Source organism: Flavobacterium bizetiae (assembly GCF_902804475.1).
GTDB lineage: Bacteria > Bacteroidota > Bacteroidia > Flavobacteriales > Flavobacteriaceae > Flavobacterium > Flavobacterium bizetiae.
Genome location: NZ_CADCSU010000071.1, coordinates 1 through 20420, shown reverse-complemented (window position 1 = coordinate 20420; position 20420 = coordinate 1). Strand labels below are relative to the sequence as shown.

General features: G+C 34.3%; 19 protein-coding genes and 1 tRNA gene. 5 read left to right on the top strand and 15 right to left on the bottom strand.

The window, feature by feature from the left end:
- From FLACOL7796_RS08105 to FLACOL7796_RS08095, 3 genes are all read left to right on the top strand, one after another.
- The coding region (locus FLACOL7796_RS08105; protein WP_232067329.1) for a hypothetical protein at positions 1-212 on the top strand (212 nt) is incomplete at its 5' end.
- 13 nt (positions 213-225) lie between these two features.
- On the top strand, positions 226-570 hold the full coding sequence (locus tag FLACOL7796_RS08100; protein ID WP_173970305.1) for a hypothetical protein: 345 nt from the start codon (positions 226-228) through the stop codon (positions 568-570).
- 55 nt (positions 571-625) lie between these two features.
- Positions 626-1396: a hypothetical protein gene (locus tag FLACOL7796_RS08095; protein WP_173970304.1), complete on the top strand. Its 771-nt coding sequence runs from the start codon at positions 626-628 to the stop codon at positions 1394-1396.
- 185 nt (positions 1397-1581) lie between these two features.
- Here FLACOL7796_RS08095 and FLACOL7796_RS08090 read toward each other — a convergent pair.
- The 15 genes from FLACOL7796_RS08090 to FLACOL7796_RS08020 all read right to left on the bottom strand — a co-directional run bounded on the left by FLACOL7796_RS08090 (position 1582) and on the right by FLACOL7796_RS08020 (position 18519).
- Positions 1582-1655, bottom strand: a tRNA-Arg gene (locus FLACOL7796_RS08090).
- A 78-nt stretch (positions 1656-1733) separates the two neighbouring features.
- Entirely contained in the window at positions 1734-2183 is a 450-nt protein-coding gene (locus FLACOL7796_RS08085; protein ID WP_173970303.1) for a GatB/YqeY domain-containing protein, read from the bottom strand.
- 207 nt (positions 2184-2390) lie between these two features.
- The gene (gene ftsZ / locus FLACOL7796_RS08080) at positions 2391-4442 is read right to left on the bottom strand and encodes a cell division protein FtsZ (RefSeq protein ID WP_173970302.1); all 2052 of its coding nucleotides are present in this window, start codon (positions 4440-4442) and stop codon (positions 2391-2393) included.
- 85 nt (positions 4443-4527) lie between these two features.
- Positions 4528-5949: a cell division protein FtsA gene (gene ftsA / locus FLACOL7796_RS08075; RefSeq protein ID WP_173970301.1), complete on the bottom strand. Its 1422-nt coding sequence runs from the start codon at positions 5947-5949 to the stop codon at positions 4528-4530.
- Positions 5950-5955: 6 nt separating this feature from the next.
- Positions 5956-6678 (bottom strand): cell division protein FtsQ/DivIB, encoded by a 723-nt coding sequence (locus FLACOL7796_RS08070; RefSeq protein WP_173970300.1) that lies wholly within the window; start codon positions 6676-6678, stop codon positions 5956-5958.
- Entirely contained in the window at positions 6665-8014 is a 1350-nt protein-coding gene (gene murC / locus FLACOL7796_RS08065; RefSeq protein ID WP_173970299.1) for a UDP-N-acetylmuramate--L-alanine ligase, read from the bottom strand. The genes FLACOL7796_RS08070 and murC overlap by 14 nt, the downstream gene beginning before the upstream one ends.
- Before the next feature lie 153 nt (positions 8015-8167).
- Positions 8168-9253 (bottom strand): undecaprenyldiphospho-muramoylpentapeptide beta-N-acetylglucosaminyltransferase, encoded by a 1086-nt coding sequence (gene murG, locus FLACOL7796_RS08060; RefSeq protein WP_173970298.1) that lies wholly within the window; start codon positions 9251-9253, stop codon positions 8168-8170.
- Positions 9254-9300: 47 nt separating this feature from the next.
- Positions 9301-10620, bottom strand: coding sequence for an FtsW/RodA/SpoVE family cell cycle protein (locus tag FLACOL7796_RS08055; RefSeq protein ID WP_173970297.1), 1320 nt, complete (start codon positions 10618-10620; stop codon positions 9301-9303).
- Between the two features lie 78 nt (positions 10621-10698).
- A complete protein-coding gene (gene murD / locus FLACOL7796_RS08050) occupies positions 10699-12030 on the bottom strand; it encodes a UDP-N-acetylmuramoyl-L-alanine--D-glutamate ligase (RefSeq protein WP_173970296.1) in 1332 nt (443 codons plus the stop codon).
- Positions 12031-13257 (bottom strand): phospho-N-acetylmuramoyl-pentapeptide-transferase, encoded by a 1227-nt coding sequence (mraY, locus tag FLACOL7796_RS08045; RefSeq protein ID WP_173970295.1) that lies wholly within the window; start codon positions 13255-13257, stop codon positions 12031-12033.
- An 81-nt stretch (positions 13258-13338) separates the two neighbouring features.
- Positions 13339-14802, bottom strand: a complete 1464-nt coding sequence (locus FLACOL7796_RS08040; protein ID WP_173970294.1) for a UDP-N-acetylmuramoyl-L-alanyl-D-glutamate--2,6-diaminopimelate ligase — start codon at positions 14800-14802, stop codon at positions 13339-13341.
- Positions 14799-16808, bottom strand: coding sequence for a penicillin-binding protein (locus FLACOL7796_RS08035; RefSeq protein ID WP_173970293.1), 2010 nt, complete (start codon positions 16806-16808; stop codon positions 14799-14801). Before FLACOL7796_RS08035 ends, FLACOL7796_RS08040 begins: the two co-directional genes overlap by 4 nt.
- Positions 16799-17146 (bottom strand): FtsL-like putative cell division protein, encoded by a 348-nt coding sequence (locus FLACOL7796_RS08030; protein ID WP_173970292.1) that lies wholly within the window; start codon positions 17144-17146, stop codon positions 16799-16801. Before FLACOL7796_RS08030 ends, FLACOL7796_RS08035 begins: the two co-directional genes overlap by 10 nt.
- Before the next feature lie 16 nt (positions 17147-17162).
- Positions 17163-18071: a 16S rRNA (cytosine(1402)-N(4))-methyltransferase RsmH gene (gene rsmH / locus FLACOL7796_RS08025; protein WP_173970291.1), complete on the bottom strand. Its 909-nt coding sequence runs from the start codon at positions 18069-18071 to the stop codon at positions 17163-17165.
- On the bottom strand, positions 18046-18519 hold the full coding sequence (locus FLACOL7796_RS08020) for a division/cell wall cluster transcriptional repressor MraZ (protein WP_026730580.1): 474 nt from the start codon (positions 18517-18519) through the stop codon (positions 18046-18048). The genes rsmH and FLACOL7796_RS08020 overlap by 26 nt, the downstream gene beginning before the upstream one ends.
- 378 nt (positions 18520-18897) lie before the next feature.
- Here FLACOL7796_RS08020 and FLACOL7796_RS08015 point away from each other — a divergent pair, with 378 nt between their 5' ends.
- Both FLACOL7796_RS08015 and yihA read left to right on the top strand, forming a co-directional pair.
- The gene (locus FLACOL7796_RS08015; RefSeq protein WP_173970290.1) at positions 18898-19662 is read left to right on the top strand and encodes an alpha/beta fold hydrolase; all 765 of its coding nucleotides are present in this window, start codon (positions 18898-18900) and stop codon (positions 19660-19662) included.
- A 42-nt stretch (positions 19663-19704) separates the two neighbouring features.
- Positions 19705-20325 carry a ribosome biogenesis GTP-binding protein YihA/YsxC gene (gene yihA, locus FLACOL7796_RS08010; RefSeq protein WP_173970289.1) on the top strand — a complete coding sequence of 207 codons (621 nt, stop codon included), beginning with the start codon at positions 19705-19707 and terminating at the stop codon, positions 20323-20325.
- Positions 20326-20420 lie beyond the last annotated feature (95 nt).

The following is a 20420-nucleotide window of genomic DNA, read 5'->3' as shown; positions in this document are numbered from 1 at the left end:
GTTATAAAACATTCAATACTATGGAAAATAAAAAACCAATATCATTTACTTTACTAGTTGTAGTAATCATTTTAGGAGTAACATTGTTCAAGCAATTCGACTTTAAAACCCTGCAATTTGAAAAACCTGCACTGGCAATTCTTTACATTATTGTTTTTGTAGTATCACTTTACTTTTTAATAAAAAGACCAAAAAAATCATCTGAAAAATAACCCTGACAAGCCAATGAAGAAATTTAACTTTAATAATAAAAGATTTGCGGTTATTCAGAATTCAGATAATGGTCAGGTAAATACAGAAACCATTTTTAATTATAAACAGGATGACAATCTTGTTACTGCCGACTATTTTGGAGGATCTATAAAATACGGAAAAATAATAGCTAAATTAAAAGACGATCAGCTAAATATGCTTTATCAATGTTTTACAACAGATAACCAATTAAAAGCGGGTAAAGCATTAGCACAAATTGAACTGACAGAGAACGACAAAATAAAGTTGTCCCTGAACTGGCAATGGCTGACGGATGGAAACGACAAAGGAATATCTGAATATATAGAAATTGACTAAGGAAAACCTATTTCGTAATGAAATAGGTTTTTGTTTTTACAAAACCAACTTAAAAATGAGTGATTGGAATACTTTACATTTTTTCGATGATAAATACTTTTATGCTAACATCGCAACTGACTTATCTAATGCAGGCAATTTATTGAAAAAATATTTTAAGTCTGATTTATGGAAGCACATTTTATTTGACAATAACAATAGCTATGCAAGAATAAAAGCAATGTTAGATTTTTGTCAACACTTAGATAAAGATTTTAAACGACACCAAGAACTATCCCTCATTTTAAATAGAAAGAAACAGCCTAATGAAGAATATTCAAAATTTCGACATCAGTTAAATGAAGATGAAAAAGAATTTGTATTAAAAAACACTTACGCATTTGCAGACCTCAATGATACTTTACCACTACTATTATTCTCTGAATGTGCCAGCTTTAATCCGCATTTGATTTTAGGACGCCGCATTTTTTCAGGAGCTGTTGATGCCAAGCCAAAATCAGTTTCAGAACAAATTATTTCACAAATAATGCATGCAGAGACCGGATGCGTTTACTCTTATGGCGGAGAAGGAGTAATTAATTGGATAACCAATGAAGAATTACAACTACTCTGGCTAGACAAAGACAATCTATTTGCAAAAAATCCCGAATCTGAAGATTATTTTCAGGATTTCCTGACCTTTACAGCTATTGCAATTAAAAATAATTGGGGATTTATTTCAGTAACGAATGTAAGAGAAGAATTACTGAAAAAAGCTAAAAATCCTTTTTTTGAAACTGATTTAGATTTAGAATCCTTAGGAGTAAAGAACATTATTAACTATTAGTGATCAACTATATTTAAATTCCTAAAACAAGATTTATTTGTAATCTTAGTTTGTTTAATCGTTATTTCATTTTATTATTTCACAAGTTTTGAAGCTGATTTTAGTGCATATCAAAAATGATGAAATAAATCTAATTGCATAAAAAAAGCCTGAGAATATTAATTCTCAGGCTTTAAAATTTTTAGTGACCACGGAGGGGTTCGAACCCCCAACCCTCAGAGCCGAAATCTGATATTCTATCCAGTTGAACTACGTGGTCAATATTATTAAAATTTCAATTTTTTAAATTCCAAATTCCAATTTTAGCTTTGGAATTTGGAGTTTATATATTGGAATTTTAAACCAATAATTTTTTTACAATTGCAGAAATAGTTTTTCCTTCAGCAGTTCCCCCTAATTGTGCAGAAGCTAATCCCATAACTTTCCCCATAGATGCAATTCCTGAAGCTCCTGTTTCAGCGATAATTTTTGCAATTACAGCTTCTACTTCTTCTTCGCTTAATTGTGCAGGTAAGAATTTCTCGATTACAGCAACCTGAGCTAATTCTGGCTCTGCTAAATCAGGACGATTTTGCTCTGTAAAAATACGAGCACTTTCTTTACGGGTTTTAACTAATCTTTGAAGTAATTTAATCTCATCATCTTCTGTTAATTCTTCTTTAGAACCTGATGAAGTTGCAGCTAATAACATTTCAGATTTGATCGCTCTTAATGCTTCTAATGCTACAGTATCTTTTGCTCTCATGGCGGTTTTAATCTCGTCCATGATTAATGTTTGTAAACTCATCTTATTTTTTTATTTAAATAGGTAAAACCTATAATTGATATAACTATTTTGAAAGTGTATTCCGGACTTCACCAGAAACTGACAACAAGATTAACTTTAAAAGTTAAGTATAGAAGTCAAATTTTAAATTCTGTGCGAAGATAAAAAAAATAACCCGAAAATTAAATCCAATTTTCGGGCTATCTTTATTTATTGGGATGGTAAAAATTAATCTACGTTGTCGTGCAAAAATGAATTATTTGAACGCAACTGCAAATCGTTGTTACTATCTGTTCCAACTGATATTCTCGAATTGTTATTATTTGATTGTGAATTCGATAAATCGATACCTAATCTTTTGTAAGCAGGCTCTTTTTCAAGTTCATCAATTCTTGAAACATTATTATGGAATTTATAATTAAATTCTTTTAGTTTCTTTCTTCTTTCTTCAGCTCTTAAGCGTAAAGTTTCTTCAATTGTCAATTCCATCGGAGAAACTTCTGAAGTTGTTGTAAAATGAGCTTCACTTGCAAAATCAGTTTTTTGTTTCATAGTGATGTTCAATTCCGCAGGAATTACATCTTCTACTACTTTATCAGCTGGTTTTGATGCTACTAATTCATTCTCAACCTCCATATATTCTTCTAGAGAATATTTGATGATTCCTTTATCTGAAAGTTCCGTAACCGGTACAAATTGCACTGGGTCGTTTACTTTGATATTGCGAGTTTCATTACTTAATTCGAATAAAACTTTAGCTTCCTGCTCAGCAACCGGCTCTTTTTTAACCTCTGGTTCTGATCTGAAAAGTGGCAAATCGAATGAAAAAGTCGTTTGTTCTTCTCTCTCAAAAGTTCTTTGAACTTGCTGAATTGGTTTTGCATCCTGAAAAGCCTGAGCTTCCGGAGCCGTAATAGTAAAATCTATATCTGTAATAGGCGAAACAATTTCGAAAGTTACGTCAAGGTTTTTGATAAACTCAGACATCACTACTAATTCTTCCTTATTCATTGACGGATTGCTAGCCGGATTTACCGATGGCGTAACAGCAACTGGTGCAACTTCAATTGGAGCAACTTCAACTGGAGCAACATGTGTAGCTGTAAATGGCATTTCCGTATCTTCATCATCCATTAAATCAAAAACAATTTTCTCTTCAGATTTTGCAGTAGGTGTCTCTGCATTTACATCAAAAGAAGTAACTGATTTATTCGATAAATTATGAACACTTCTTTGCTCATCTTCTAACGTGTGAATGATTTTTTTAGGTTCTGTATTTACAATTTCATTTTGTTGTTCAACATCAAAACCTGTTGCAATAATAGTCACGGCAATAGCATCACCAAGAGTTTCGTCTTCACCAACCCCCATGATAATATTTGCATTATGACCTGCTTCTACCTGAATGTGATCATTGATTTCTCCAATCTCATCCAAAGTAATTTCGTTTGATCCAGAAACGATAAGCAACAATACGTTTTTGGCTCCTGTAATTTTGTTGTCGTTCAACAACGGAGAGTCTAATGCTGAAACGATAGCATCTTTCGCTCTGTTCTCGCCCGCAGCAACAGAAGATCCCATGATAGCTGTTCCGCTGTTTGATAAAACAGTTTTAGCATCACGTAAATCGATATTTTGAGTATAGTGGTGCGTAATTACTTCAGCAATACCTCTTGAGGCTGTTGCCAAAACTTCATCCGCTTTCGAGAATCCAGCTTTAAAACCAAGATTTCCGTATACTTCTCTTAACTTATTATTATTAATTACAATTAACGAATCGACTTGCTTACGCAATTTTTCGATTCCTAAAAGCGCTTGCTCCTGACGCACTTTTCCTTCAAACTGAAAAGGAATAGTAACGATACCAACAGTTAAGATTTCTCTTTCTTTGGCCAATTGTGCAATTACCGGAGCTGCACCAGTACCTGTACCACCACCCATACCAGCGGTAATAAATACCATCTTAGTACCACGGTCTAACATTTTTTCGATATCAGCGATACTTTCTATAGCAGATTGTTGTCCTACATCAGGATTTGCTCCTGCTCCAAGACCTTCTGTTAAGTTCATACCTAACTGAATTTTGTTCGGCACCGAACTGTTCTGTAGTGCTTGTGAATCGGTATTACAAACGATGAAATCAACGCCTTTAATACCTTGTTTAAACATATGGTTGATAGCATTACTACCACCTCCACCTACACCTATTACTTTGATAACATTTGATTGGTTTTTTGGTAAATCAAATGAAATACTTCCAAATTCTGAGTTGCTCATCATCTTTTTGGTTTTTGAAATTCTTATTTAATACATTTTTTACTTCTTGACTTGGGGCCAATAAAGTAATCCTTTTCTTTTTATTGTCTTATTCTGCGTTGTCTAAAAAATCTTTGATTTTATCGACATATCTATCAAAAAATGATCTTCTAATTTTAGTTTCAGTAGATTCTTCCTTAGATGCATTCGTCCTGACTTCTCTCGATTCTTCAATAGTTTCTACTCTTTCAACGTAGTTTTCTTCTACTTCGTATCGCTGCTGTACAGGTTGTTGCTGCTGAGGAGGAACATTTCTGTATACTACTTTTGGCTGCTCATTTACAATCTCCATTCTAACAGCACTTTGCGTACTATTTTCGATGCTGTTCATTACTAAACCAACTGCGGTTGCAAATAACGGGCTAGAGATTTCTTCACTAGAATTTCCTGCCAGATGCTCGTTTGGATATCCAATTCTGGTATCCATACCTGTAATGTACTCTACTAATTGTTTGATGTGTTTTAGTTGAGCTCCACCACCTGTAAGAACAATTCCTGCTATTAATTTTTTGCGAGGATCTTCGTGTCCGTAAGCTTTAATTTCTGCAAAAACCTGCTCAACAATTTCTACTACACGAGCATGAATAATTTTAGATAGGTTTTTAAGCGAAATTTCTTTTGGTTCTCTGCCTCTTAAACCAGGAATAGAAACAATTTCGTTGTCTTTATTTTCTCCCGGCCAGGCTGATCCGAATTTTATTTTTAAAAGCTCTGCTTGTTTTTCGATAATCGAACAACCTTCTTTGATATCGTCTGTAATAACATTTCCTCCAAAAGGAATTACTGCTGTATGACGAATAATACCATCTTTAAAAATGGCTAAATCTGTTGTTCCGCCACCAATATCAATTAAGGCTACTCCTGCTTCTTTTTCTTCCTGACTTAAAACTGCATCTGCAGAAGCCAATGGTTCTAATGTCAATCCTGACAATTCGATTCCTGAACTCTGAATACATCTTCCAACATTTCTGATCGATGATGCCTGCCCTACTACTACGTGAAAACTAGATTCCAGTCTTCCGCCGTACATTCCGATAGGCTCTTTTATTTCAGATTGTCCGTCGATTTTAAATTCCTGTGGCAAAACATGAATAATTTCTTCTCCCGGTAACATGGCCAGTTTATTTACCTGGTCAATCAAAAGCTGAATATCTTTTTCGCCAATTACTTCTTCCGGATTATTACGGCTGATGTAATCTGTGTGCTGAATACTTCTGATGTGCTGTCCTGCGATCCCCACAACAACATCTTTTATTTTATAACCTGAATTGTTTTCCGCCTCAAGTATTGCTTGCTGAATGGACTGGATAGTTTGCGTAATGTTGTTTACAACTCCTCTCGCTACTCCTAAACTTTTGGATTTTCCAATACCCAAAATTTCCAACTTTCCATACTCATTCTTCTTGCCGATCATGGCAACTATCTTTGTCGTTCCAATATCTAGACCTACTGCAATGTTATCTTTTTCCATTTTCTATTATTTTGTGCAAACTACTTGTTCCGTAAACCTAAGGTCAATCTTACTGTATTTATATAACGAACTATCTAAAACCGCTTTTTGAAAAAAGGCTTTATAGTTATTAAATTTCTTATCAACATTCATCGTTCTGCCAAAATCGATGAAGTAATTATAATTTCTATTAAACAATTTTAAGCTACCATTCGGCATAATTTGAATTGCAATGATGTTTTTTCTCAAAAACGCATCGTCATAAATTGTGCGAAATAAAGCAGCTAAATCTTCGTTATTTTTTTCATTAATTGCCCCAGAAACAAGTGGAACCCGAGCAGTAAAATTGTCTGATAAAGGCATTTTATTACCCTCATAGTCAATATAAAAAGAAGCGTCACCATCATAAACTCGCGCTATTGGTGTCTTCTGTTTTACTACTGCTTTTAGAACCCCGTCAATACTTACAAAAACGTTTGACTTCTCAATCATCTCTTGCGTATCAAGGGTTTTCTCAATCTTATTCAAATCTAGTTCATCTTTTCGGATACTGGAAGCGTCTCTTTTATTTTCTATCAACAATTTATTAACCGTTTCCGGCTTCACAAAAAGCGTATTTTCTCCTACAAAAACAACCATCGATTTTTTCAATTTTCGATCTCCATTTCGATGTTGAGCAAAAGAATATAAAAATAAAACAAGCCCTAAAATGAGAATTAATCTAACATTTGTCCAATTAAATATTTTCATTTAGCATTTTTTTGATTGATGGAACCATTTCTCCAATATCACCAGCTCCTATTGTTACAATTATTGGCGCATCACTGGCTTTGATCTCCGCTAATAAATCATTTTTTGCAACAATTTTCTTGTTCGAATTTGTCATTTTCCCTAACAACCAGTCCGATGTAATCCCTTCCATCGGTAACTCACGTGCAGGGTAAATATCCATTAAAAACACTTCATCAAACTGAGATAAACTTTCGGCAAATCCGTCGGCAAAATCTCTGGTTCTACTAAACAAATGTGGCTGAAAAATCGCCAAAACTTTACGTTCCGGATACAATTCTCTAACCGCTTGATGTACAGCATTTATTTCTGTTGGATGATGTGCATAATCATCTATATAAACTAATTTATCTGATTTAATCTGATATGAAAAACGTCTTCTGATTCCGTTAAACGAAGCAATAGCTTTTGCGATGGCCTCGGTCGGGGTGCCATAAGTTTTTGCCATCGCAATAGCCATCAATCCATTCATTAAATTGTGTTTTCCTGGCAATCCAAAATGCAAATCTTTCATGATTTCTGATGGCGTCTGCACATCAAAAACATAGCTTCCGTCTTCTATACGAACATTAAAAGCCTTATATACAGCATCTTCATTTATAGCACATTGCACTCCTTGAAGAGGCAATTCTTTAGTTATAAATAATTTATTTTTATCTTCTACTTTAGACGCAAATTCTACAAACGAAGCTTCAATAGCTTCACTTGTCCCGTAAATATCAAGATGATCCGCATCCATTGAAGTGATACAGGCAATATTTGGGTGTAAATGCAAAAATGAACGATCGAATTCATCTGCTTCTACAACGGTTACAGTTTTACCATTACCAATTAAATTAGAATTGTAATTCTCGACTATTCCGCCCACAAAAGCCGTAACATCAGCACCGCTTTCATATAAAATATGTCCTAAAATACTTGATGTTGTTGTTTTTCCGTGTGTTCCGGCAACAGCAAAACTAAAAGTGTCTTTGGTAATAATTCCTAAAACTTCGGCACGTTTTTTAATCTCATAATTTCTTTCGATGAAATAATGCCATTCAGAATGTGTAGTAGGTACTGCAGGCGTAAAAATCACCAGAGTATTCTCTACAAAATAATCAGCAGGAATCAGATTAATATTATCTTCAAAATGAATATCAATACCGCTTCCGATCAATTCGCTTGTTAGCATTGATGGCGTTTTGTCGTAACCAGAAACCTGTTTCCCGATATTTTTAAAATAGCGGGCCAGAGCACTCATTCCGATGCCTCCAATACCAATAAAATAAACGTTCTGTATCTGATTTAAATTCATTTCTATTTAATTTTGAGCTATTTACAAGTTGCTTTATTATATAAAAAACTAGTAATTAAGCCTTTGTAATTTTATTATTTTAATAACTCAAAACGCTTAAAAATAACGTTCTAAGTTTTTATTTTTGTTCTATAATTTTCAAAAAAAGTTATATTATAACAACTTTTTAATCTGATCTACAATCACTTTCGTTGCGTTTGGCATCGCGAGCTTTTTTATATTATCGCTTAATTGTTTTTGTTTTCCCTGATCTTTCAATAAAGCTTCAAAAACAATACTAAACTGACTGTCTAATTCTGATTCCTTCAACAAAATAGCCCCTTTTGCATCTACTATTGCCTGAGCATTTTTAGTTTGATGATCTTCGGCTACATTAGGCGACGGAATAAAAATTACCGGTTTCCCAACAATACACAATTCTGATACTGATGATGCTCCTGCTCTTGAAATAATCACATCGGCCGCAGCATACACAAAATCCATTCTTTCGATAAAATCAACTACTCGTACGTTTTGCTGATTGTGTTTTTTATATTCTTCAAAATATAATTTCCCACATTGCCAGATTACCTGAACATCCTGAGAAAGCATATTATGTAATTCTTTTTCAATTAACTGATTTACTCTTCTTGCACCTAAACTTCCGCCCAAAACCAGTAATGTTTTTTTATTGGGATCTAATCCATAAAAAGCAATTGCTTCATCACGTTTGCTTTCAATATCGATTAAATCCTGACGAACCGGATTTCCTGTTAATACGATTTTTTCTTTAGGAAAAAATCGTTCTAAATTTCCGTACGCCACACAAATTGCATTTGCTTTTTTGCTCAACAATTTATTGGTAATTCCTGGAAATGAATTTTGCTCCTGAATTACTGTTGGTATTCCTGCTCCTCCTGCTGCCTGTAATAAAGGTCCGCTGGCAAAGCCTCCGGTTCCTATTACCACATTAGGTTTGAACTGTTTTATTATTCGTCTTGACTCTAGCAAACTTGTTGCCAATTTTAACGGAAACATTAAATTTTGCAAGGTTAATTTTCGTTGCAAACCTGCAATCCAAAGTCCTTTTATTTCGTAACCTGCCTGAGGCACTTTTTGCATTTCCATTTTATCCTGCGCCCCTACAAAAAGAAACTCAGCATCAGGGAATTGCGCTTTTAATTCATTAGCAATAGCAATTGCAGGATAAATATGCCCTCCTGTTCCGCCACCACTTAATATGAATTTATAATTTGTCATATTTTTAAAAGTTATTCGCTTTAAAAACTATTTCTATTTTAATTTTTCTATTTATTCAAAACTGCATTCATCGGATTTCTGGAATTATCTTCTATCGAATACATTCCTTCTTCTTCATAAACCGGTTCTTTTTCATTGTGAACTAAATCTTCTTCGGCCAGTTCTTTATCAATTAGTCGTTGAAGCGCTTCTTTTCTTCTTTCCTTTTCTTCTTGCTCTTCGGCGATTTCTTCTTCTTTTTTAGTTACACTAATAATGATTCCAAGAGAGAAACATGTCATCCAGATCGAACTACCTCCACTACTAATCAATGGCAATGTTTGTCCCGTTACCGGTAATAATTCTACTGCAACCGCCATATTGATCATCGCCTGAAATATCATCGGAAAACCGAGCCCGACGACGACTAATTTCCCAAAGAGCGTATTGGCTTTATGCGATGCAATTACAAATCTGAACAATAATAATAAGTACAAGACTAAAATTGCTACTCCGCCCACTAAACCATATTCTTCTACGATAATCGCGTAAATAAAATCTGAAGACGATTGTGGCAAAAAGTTTTTCTGAACACTTTTTCCAGGCCCTAATCCTCCGAGTTTTCCTGACGCAATTGCAATTTTTGCTTTTTCTATTTGATAATCATCTTCATCCGGTTTATCTGTGGTAAAGTTCATAATACGACTTTCCCATGTTGATACCCTGCTAAAGAATCTTGAATCCGGAAATGCTTTGGCTACCAAAAGGAAAAACAACAACATCCCGATTCCTGAACCTATAATAAACCCTATGTATTTAAGCGGATATCGACCAATGAACGTTAACATAATTACCATTGAAAATATCAATGCTGTGGTCGAAAAGTTCGCTGGTAATATAAGCGCCAATGTTATAAAAACAGGCAACCAAAGCTGTATCAACGATGTTTGAAAAGGTTCATTCTCTTCTCTCGTTTTCGACAAATAACGCGCTACATAAATAAATAATATACTAGCGGCCAGAGTCGACGTTTGAAATGTAATCCCTATAAAAGGCACCTGAATCCAACGACTTGCATTTGCTCCGGCAATTACAGTTCCTTTTAGTAATGTATACAAAAGCAAAAACCAAACAACGGGTAACGCTACTTTTGAAATTGCTCTAAAATAATGATACGGAATTCTGTGAACCCAGTAAATAATCATAAAACCAATACAAACGTGAGCTAAATGTTTTACTAAATAACCCAATGTATTTCCGGTTCCGTGACCTATATATGCTAAATTACTACTCGCACTAAAAACAGGCATAAACGAAAACAGCGCTAATAAAGCCACGAATGACCATATTACTCTATCTCCTTTTAATTTGTTTACTAATTCCTTCATGTTTTTAGTTTCAAGTTTTTCTTGTTTCACGTTTCAGGTTCCCACAAAATGTGAAATCTGAAACCAGAAACTATTTTTTTACAAGTTATGAACTGCTTGCTTAAACTGCTTTCCTCTGTCTTCATAATTTTCGAATAAATCGAAACTTGCGCAGGCTGGAGACAATAAAACTGCATCACCTTTTTCAGTTAAACGTTGTGCTGTTTTTACAGCATCGTTCATGTTATTTACTTCTACCATAATATCAACTACATTACCAAAGGCATTGATGATTTTATGATTATCAACTCCAAGGCAAATAATTGCTTTTACTTTTTCGCGAACCAACGACATCAATTCGTTGTAATCGTTTCCTTTATCAACTCCCCCAACAATCCAAACAGTTGGAACATTCATACTGTCTAAAGCGAAGAAAGTAGCATTTACATTTGTCGCTTTTGAATCGTTGATATATTGTACATTCTGAATTTTTAGAACTTTTTCTAAACGGTGCTCAACACCTTGAAAATTAGATAAACTTTCGCGAATTGTTGCATTTCTAATTTGCATCAATTTCGCTACAGAGCTTGCTGCCATTGCGTTTTTCATGTTATGTTTTCCTTCTAACGCAATGTGTTCTGTTTCCATTGTAAACTCTTCTTGGTTGATCTTTATTTCCATTTTGTTGTTATTTATAGAAGCCCCTTCATCGAATGTTTTAGACAATGAAAAAGGAATTAATTTTGCTTTTGTTTTGTTGTTCTTTAACCATTCTGAAATTGCTTCATCATCTGCATCGTAAATAAGATAATCGCTTTCGGTCTGGTTCATTGTTATTCGAAACTTCGACTCAATGTAATTTTGATATTTATATTCGTATCGGTCTAAATGATCCGGACTAATATTCGTAATAATGGCAATATCCGGCCTGTAATCTATAATTCCGTCGAGCTGAAAACTACTTAATTCAAGAACATAGGCATCGTATTTATTTTCGGCAACCTGCCAGGCAAAACTTTTTCCGATGTTTCCTCCTAAACCAACATTTAATCCTGCTGATTTCAACAAATGATGTGTGAGCATCGTTGTTGTTGTTTTACCATTACTACCTGTAATCCCGATAGTTAATGCTTCTGTAAAAGGCTTCGCAAACTCGATTTCCGAAATCACTTTAATTCCGGCAGCGATCAATTTTTGTACTATGGGAGATTTCTCTGGAATTCCCGGACTTTTCATCACCACGTCGGCATTTAAAATCAGGTCCTCGGTATGTTTTTCTTCTTCCCAAGCAATTTTATTAATGATAAGAACTTCTTTATAGCTTTCTTTTATTTTTCCAAAATCAGATACAAAAACATCGTATCCTTGTTTCTTTCCGAGGATAGCAGTACCTACACCACTTTCTCCTCCACCTAAAACAATTAGCCTCATCTATCTAAGTTTTAAAGTAACGATTGATAATATGGCTAACATGATTGCAACAATCCAAAATCGGGTTACAATTTTACTCTCATGATATCCTTTCTTTTGATAATGGTGATGTAACGGCGACATCAGAAAAATTCTTCGGCCTTCGCCAAAACGTTTTTTTGTATATTTAAAATAAGCTACCTGAATTATTACTGAAGCACTTTCTGCAAGGAAAATTCCACAGAATAAAACAATCAATATTTCTTTACGAACTGCAATTGCTAAAACCGCAATGATACCTCCAATCGTTAAACTTCCTGTATCTCCCATAAACACGGATGCGGGGTAGGAATTGTACCAGAGAAAACCAATTAACGCTCCCACAAAGGCGGAGATAAAAACGGTCATCTCTCCCGAATTGGGGATGTACATAATGTTCAGATAATTAGAGAAAATAATATTTCCTGATACAAAGGTGAATATCCCGAGCGCGAGCACCGATATTGCCGAGGTTCCTGCAGCCAAACCATCAATTCCGTCTGTTAAATTTGCTCCGTTAGAAACTGCTGTGATGATAAAAATAACCACTGGAATAAAAATTAACCATGCCCATTTTTCATATCCTTCACCTGTCCAGGCCAATAATTCGGCATAATCAAATTCATTGTTTTTTACAAAAGGAATCGTAGTTGCTGTAGACTTTTCTTCAATTTGCGCAGGCATCACTATCGAAGTAGACGCTTTCACGCCTCCGCTATAACCTGTATCTGTTCTTACCGTAACGGCAGGATTAAAATAAAGTACTGTACCTACAATAAGCCCTAAACCTACCTGACCAATAACTTTAAAAATTCCTTTAAGACCTTGCTTATCTTTTTTGAATATCTTGATATAATCATCTACAAAACCAATTGTTCCCATCCACAATGTGGTTACAATAAGCAATACGATGTAAATATTTTGCAAACGAGCAAATAACAACACTGGCACAAGAGTGGCAAAAATAATAATCAGACCTCCCATTGTTGGCGTTCCTGCTTTTTCATTCTGACCTGCAAGGCCAAGCTCACGAACTGTTTCACCAACTTGTTGATTACGTAAAAAATTAATAATTCTTTTTCCGTAAATCGTTGATAATAGTAACGAAAGCATAAAAGCTAAAGCTGACCTAAAAGTGATGTACTGAAAAACCCCAGCCCCTGGCATGTCTAATGTTTTTCGCAAGTATTCAAATAAATAGTATAGCATATATCTTTTGTTTTAAATTTCAATTTTTGAAAATCTGAATTCTCTTTTTAATGTGGCGTTTCGAATTCAAAAAATTGATTATTATTTATTTAGTTGTTCTAAAATTTCTTTTACAGTTTCCATATCATCAAAATGATGGCGAACACCATTTATTTCCTGATAGGTTTCATGTCCTTTACCGGCAATTAAAATAATATCATTGGGCTGAGCCAATTGACAAGCGGTTTTTATTGCTTGTTTTCTGTCGGTAATTCTCAGTACTTTTTTATAATTATGAGCTTCAACTCCTTTTTCCATTTCATCTAAAATCACTTCAGGATCTTCGTTTCTTGGGTTATCAGAAGTTAAAATTGCTTTATCACTAAGATCTATAGCAATTTTAGCCATAATTGGTCTTTTTGTTTTATCTCTGTTTCCGCCGCAACCTACAACTGTAATTAGCTGTTCGTTTTTAGTACGGATATCTCCAATTGTTTTTAAAACATTATCAAGAGCGTCAGGAGTATGTGCGTAATCTACAATTGCCGTAATATTTCCTTCTGAAACAATGTATTGAAAACGTCCTGAAACACTTTCTAAATCAGATAGTAATCTCAATGCTTCAAGACTATCCATTCCTAATTCTACAGCAGTTCCGTAAATTGCCAAAACGTTGTAAGCATTAAAAGTTCCGATAAGTTTTACCCAAACTTCATTGTCATTTACTTTTAATAATAGTCCTGATAATTGACTTTCTAATATTGTCGCTTTAAAATCAGCATAGGTTTTTAAGGCGTATGTAAATTTTCTGGCTACTGTATTTTGCAACATCACAGTTCCATTTTTATCATCGATGTTTGATAAAGCGAAAGCCGTTTTTGGCAACGAATCAAAAAATGATTTCTTTACGTCTCTGTATTCTGCAAAAGTTGGATGATAATCTAAATGATCGTGAGATAAATTCGTAAAAACCCCACCTACAAAATGCAATGCCTCTGTACGTTTTTGGTGAATTCCGTGTGAACTTACTTCCATAAAACAATGTGTCACTCCGGCTTCGATCATTTCATTTAAATAATGATTGATTGTAATTGAATCCGGTGTTGTATGCGTTGCTTTATATTCTGTTTGATCTACCATGATTTTTACAGTTGATAATAAACCAACTTTAAAACCTGCTTTTTGAAACAACTGAAACAATAATGAAGCAATTGTTGTTTTTCCGTTTGTACCTGTTACTCCAACTAATTTTAATTTTTCAGAAGGATTTCCAAAATAATTAGCAGCCATAAAAGCCAAAGCCGTATTGGTATCTTTTACTTGTATATAAGTAATTCCTTTTTCGACGCTTTCCGGTAATGTATCGCAAATCACGGCAACAGCACCTAATTGAATTGCTTTTTCTATATAATCATGACCATCAGAAAGTGATCCGCGAATCGCTACAAAAACATCTTTTTCTTCAATTTTTCTTGAATCAAAATCAATTTTATGTATATCGATTTCTGTCGAACCTGTTACAGACTCAATAGCTACTTTATATAATATGTCTTTCAGTATTTTCACGATAATTCTAATACTATTGTTGTGTTTTTACTAATATTTTGTCCAGCTTGTAAAGACTGTTTTTTTACTTTTCCTACTCCATTTACTTTTACTTTCAAACCTAAATTCTCTAGTAAAGCAATTGCATCCATTCCCGGCATTCCTTTTAAATCTGGAATCTGACTTGATTTTTTTCTTGATTCTACATCGTACTTATCGTAACTGATCTCTTGTTTTGCAATTTTAGAATCAAGTTGTTTAATTTTATTTGTCGAAGGCGCATCTGTAAATATTTTTTGGGCAATTCGTTTAAAAACTGGCCCTGAAACATCTGCTCCGTAATAATTATTTTTTGATGTATTAGGTTTATGAACGACCACAATACAAGAATATTTAGGATGATCTGCCGGGAAATACCCCACAAAAGAAGATGCGTAATACAATGCCGACTTTCCTTCTTTTCCTCCGTAATTTACCTGAGCTGTTCCCGTTTTTCCAGCCATCGAAAAATCTTTTGAATACAGTTTCGATCCTGTTCCTTTTTTAACCACATTTTCTAATACTGCTTTCAGTTTTTTAATGGTTTCCGGCGAACAAACCTTTGGGTTTATTACTTCAACATCAAACTTTTTAATGGTTTTGTTCCATTCTTTGATTTCTGATACAAATTGCGGTTTCACCATTACACCATTATTGGCCACTGAATTGTAAAATGCCAGCGTTTGCATTGGTGTTACCGAAACTCCGTAACCAAAAGCCATCCACGGAAGTGAAACTCCTGACCAGTGTTTGTCTCCAGGTTTTGGAATATATGGCCTTCCTTCTCCTTTAAAATGCAAACCTAATGTTCTATCTAATCCGTAACTTTTAATATGATCTACAAATTTTGACGGATTACTTTTGTAATTGTCATAAACCGCCTGAACCATTACGGTATTAGATGAAAGCTCAAAACCACGGGCTAATGAAACTTTTCCGTAACCACCTCTGTGCGAATCCTGAACCAACCGACCATAATATCTTACCTGCCCGCCATGACTGTCAAAAACAGTACTGGTATCTGCTACTTTATCATCTAAAATCGCCATTAAATCGACTAATTTAAAGGTCGATCCAGGCTCGTGAGATTCTGCAATAGCGTAATTTGTAGTTTCATAATACGATCCGTCTTCAGCTCTTCCTAAATTAGAAATCGCTTTTACATGTCCCGTTTCTGTTTCCATCACTACTACACAACCATGATCTGCTTCATATTCTTCTAACTGCTTTAATAAAGCATGATGCGCAATATCCTGAATAAAAACATCTATCGTAGAAATTACATCATAACCATCTACAGGATCTACTTCATTTAGATCACGAATAGGTTTCCATTGTCCTTTGGCAATTTTTTGCTTTAAAATTTTACCATCTTTCCCGTTCAGATAACTTTTAAAAGCCCACTCAATTCCTTTACCTACTTCAACTCCTGTTGCAGGATCAATACGATCATAACCAATTGTTCTTTCTGCAATTTTTCCTATCGGATGTTTTCTAACCGTTTCTTGTTCGATGATAATTCCACCTTTGAAAGCACCTAAATTGAATAACGGAAATCCTTTTATTTTTACATATTCGGTATAACTCAAATTACGGGCAATCAAATAGTAACGATTTTTATTGGCTCTCGCTTTTCTTAATTCTTTTTCAAAATAACTTCCCGGTTTATCTAAAACGGTTGACAATGAATCTGACAACGATTTTACATATTTTTCAAAAGTTTCTGTTTTTGGCGCTTTAGCATCAAATCGAATCTCATAATTTGGTATTGATGTTGCTAACAAACTTCCGTCAGCAGAATAAATGTTTCCTTTATTTGCCGGAATTACAAAATTTCTAACGGTACGCTGTTTCGCCAGTTTTCTATAATAGTCTCCTTCAACCCATTGAATATTGGTTAACTTAACAACAATAGCAATTGCCATCACAAAGATGAAAACTGCTACGAGGTAAATTCTGTAGGATATATTTTTATCGTCTACTGCCATATTCTTTTAAAGAAACTTTTTTCTTCTTCTTTTTTAACTTCTATCTTAACCGGAGGAACTGTTGAAGGATGAATATCTTTTTTCTCCATTTCACTTGTCACAGTTGACTCCATTTTTAGTTTTTGCAATTCAGAACGACGATCTACAAATTCAGATCTCAATTCTTTCACTTCATTGCTTAGTTTTGCTATTTCAAAAACCTTTTGCTCGTATCGTTGTGTATTGGCAATCATCAGGATAGCAAGCAGAATTATAAAAACAATGAATCTCCAGTTCTTCACTGCATCATCGTTTAATAAAAATCTCGCTTTTAATATGCCAAATACTCCACTTTTCATTTTCTACCTATATATATTATATCTTCTCGGCAATTCTTAATTTTGCACTTCTTGCTCTGTTGTTGATTTTGATCTCAGCATCATTCGGAACAATTAATTTTCCTATTGTTTTATAAGGAACAGAAAAGTTTCCGAAAAAATCACGTTCTGGCTCTCCTTCAAACATTCCGTTTTTTATAAATCTTTTTACCAGTCTGTCTTCAAGAGAATGATAAGAGATTACAGAGAATCTTCCGCCCGGATTAAGAATTTCAAGAGATTGCTCGATAAATTCTTTTAAAACATCCATTTCCTGATTTACCTCAATACGAATGGCCTGATAAATCTGAGCCAATACTTTATTACGAATTCGTTCAGGTAAAAATTTTGCCAAAACGTCTTTCAGTTCATCTGTAGTTTTAATTGGCCTGTGTTCTCTGGCCTCTACAATTGTTCTTGATAAAAGCGGCGCATTCTTCAACTCCCCATAATCAAAAAAAACACGACGTAAATCCTGTTCTTCATATTCGTTAACCACACGGTAAGCACTTAAATCATTTTTTTGACTCATCCGCATATCGAGTTCGGCATCAAATCTTGTCGAGAATCCTCTTTCCGGAACATCAAACTGATGTGATGAAACACCCAAATCAGCCAAAATTCCGTCTACTCCTTTAACACCGTGAAAACGTAAAAATCTTTTTATAAATCTAAAGTTCTCATTAATTAAGGTAAACCGTTCATCCGGCAACGCATTTGCAAGAGCATCTTCATCCTGATCAAAAGCAAATAATTTTCCGTTTGGACCCAATCGTCTCAAAATTTCTTTTGAATGACCACCGCCACCAAACGTTACATCTACATATATGCCATCTGGTTTAATATTTAAACCATCAACTGTAGGGTGAAGTAAAACCGGATTATGATATTCCATTGTCGTCGTCATTAATATTTCCCATTACTTCTTCGGCCAGATCTGCAAAATCCATATCTTCGCCGCTTATTGATTTTTCATATAAATCTTTATCCCAAATCTCCACAATATTAACCGCAGATGAAAAAACCACATCTTTAGAAATACTTGAAAAAGCCACCAAATCCTTCGGGACCAATAACCTTCCCAATGCATCAATCTCTACCATTTTAACACCGGCAGTAAATCTTCGAATGAAATCATTGTTCTTTTTTACGAAACGATTCAGCTTGTTGATTTTCTGCATCATCAAGTTCCATTCTTCCATTGGATACAATTCTAAACACGGCTGAAAAACTGAGCGCTTCAAAACGAACCCGTCCTGAAGAGAAGAAGCCAATTGCTTTTTTAAGGGCGCAGGCATCATCAGCCTCCCTTTAGCATCGACTTTACACTCATATGTTCCAACAATTGTGTTCAAGAAAAATACATTAATATGTTATAGGACAAAAATATAAAAAATATTACCACAATTTACCACTATATACCACTTTGTTAATAAGTTTAACCACTTTCCTACCACCTCGCTTAATTTATGGACAATCAATACTTTAACTTATAATTAACGAAAAGACAATAACACTTCGACATCAAAAAAATAATGCATAATATTTCTTAAAAAATTAGTTATAATGCAGTTTTCTTAACATTTAGAAAATGCGCCAAAAAGACCTATTAAATCTGATTTTTAGCTACTTACAAATTCTACTAAAATTATCTAGTTAAAAAACCGTAGCAAAAATTCATTTTTATTTATTAAACCCTATATTTGTCCCAATTGAAATTGGCATTAAATTAAATGGACAAACACTACAAAAAAGAAGGCAAATACAGCTATTATGAAGCTGGAGAAGGAACTCCTATCGTTATTTTACATGGCTTAATGGGAGGCCTTAGTAACTTTGATGCTGTAGCAGAATATTTCCCAACGAAAGGATACAAAGTTGTTATCCCGGATTTGCCAATATATACTCAGAGTATTTTAAAAACGAACGTAAAAAGCTTTGCTAAATACGTTAAAGATTTTATCACTTTTAAAGGTTTTGATAAGGTCATTTTACTAGGCAACTCATTAGGAGGTCACATCGCACTTTATCACACAAAACTATATCCTGAAAAAGTTGCAGGACTTGTAATTACCGGAAGCTCTGGTCTTTACGAAAGCGCAATGGGAGATAGTTACCCAAAAAGAGGCGATTATGAATACATCAAAAAGAAGGCTGAAGATGTATTTTACGATCCTAAAATTGCTACTCCGGAACTTATCGATGAAGTATATGCAACGGTTAATGATCGTATCAAATTGATCAAAACCTTAACGATTGCCAAAAGCGCAATTCGTCATAATATGGCCAAAGATTTACCAAAAATGACAGTAGAAACCTGTATTATTTGGGGTAAAAATGACGCTGTAACTCCGCCGAATGTCGCTGAAGAATTTGACAAACTATTGCCTAATTCAACTTTGTATTGGATAGACAAATGTGGACACGCTGCTATGATGGAACACCCTCAGGAATTCAACACAATTCTTGAAGAATGGCTCGTTAAAAAGAATTTATAGCATCTAACTTTCGACTTTAAGGAGGTCTTAAACACAAAAAACATGAAAATTAATACCGCCGAATTTATTATCAGTAATTCTGTAGTTGCAAAATGTCCTGCGGATTTTTTGCCGGAATATGCTTTTATCGGCCGCTCAAACGTAGGTAAGTCATCGTTGATTAACATGCTTACCAATCATAAAAATTTAGCTAAAACTTCAGGAAGACCGGGAAAAACTCAATTAATTAATCACTTTAAGATTAACAACAATTGGTTCCTTGTCGATTTACCTGGTTACGGATATGCTAAAGTATCAAAAAAGACAAAATCAGTTTTTCAGCAATTTATTACAGATTACTTTGAAACCAGAGAACAACTAGTTTGCGCTTTTGTTTTGATTGATATTCGTCATGAAGCTCAAAATATCGACATCGAATTTATGTCGTATATGGGCGAAAGCGAAATTCCGTTTTGCATCATTTTTACTAAAGCAGATAAAATTAGTAAGACAAAAATTGACTCACATATTGCAGCTTACAAAAAACAAATGTTCGCCAACAACTGGGAAGAAATGCCTCATTACTTTGTTACTTCTGCTACAGAACAAACAGGAAAAGATGATGTACTAAACTATATTGATGAAGTGAATCAGGAAGTATTTAAGAATAACTCACAATTTTAAAATTAAAATTTCAAATTTTTGACTTTGTTCACGGCGACAGAAACTTTTAAATAAAAAAAATCCCAAATTCCAATTTAGATTGGATTTTGGGATTT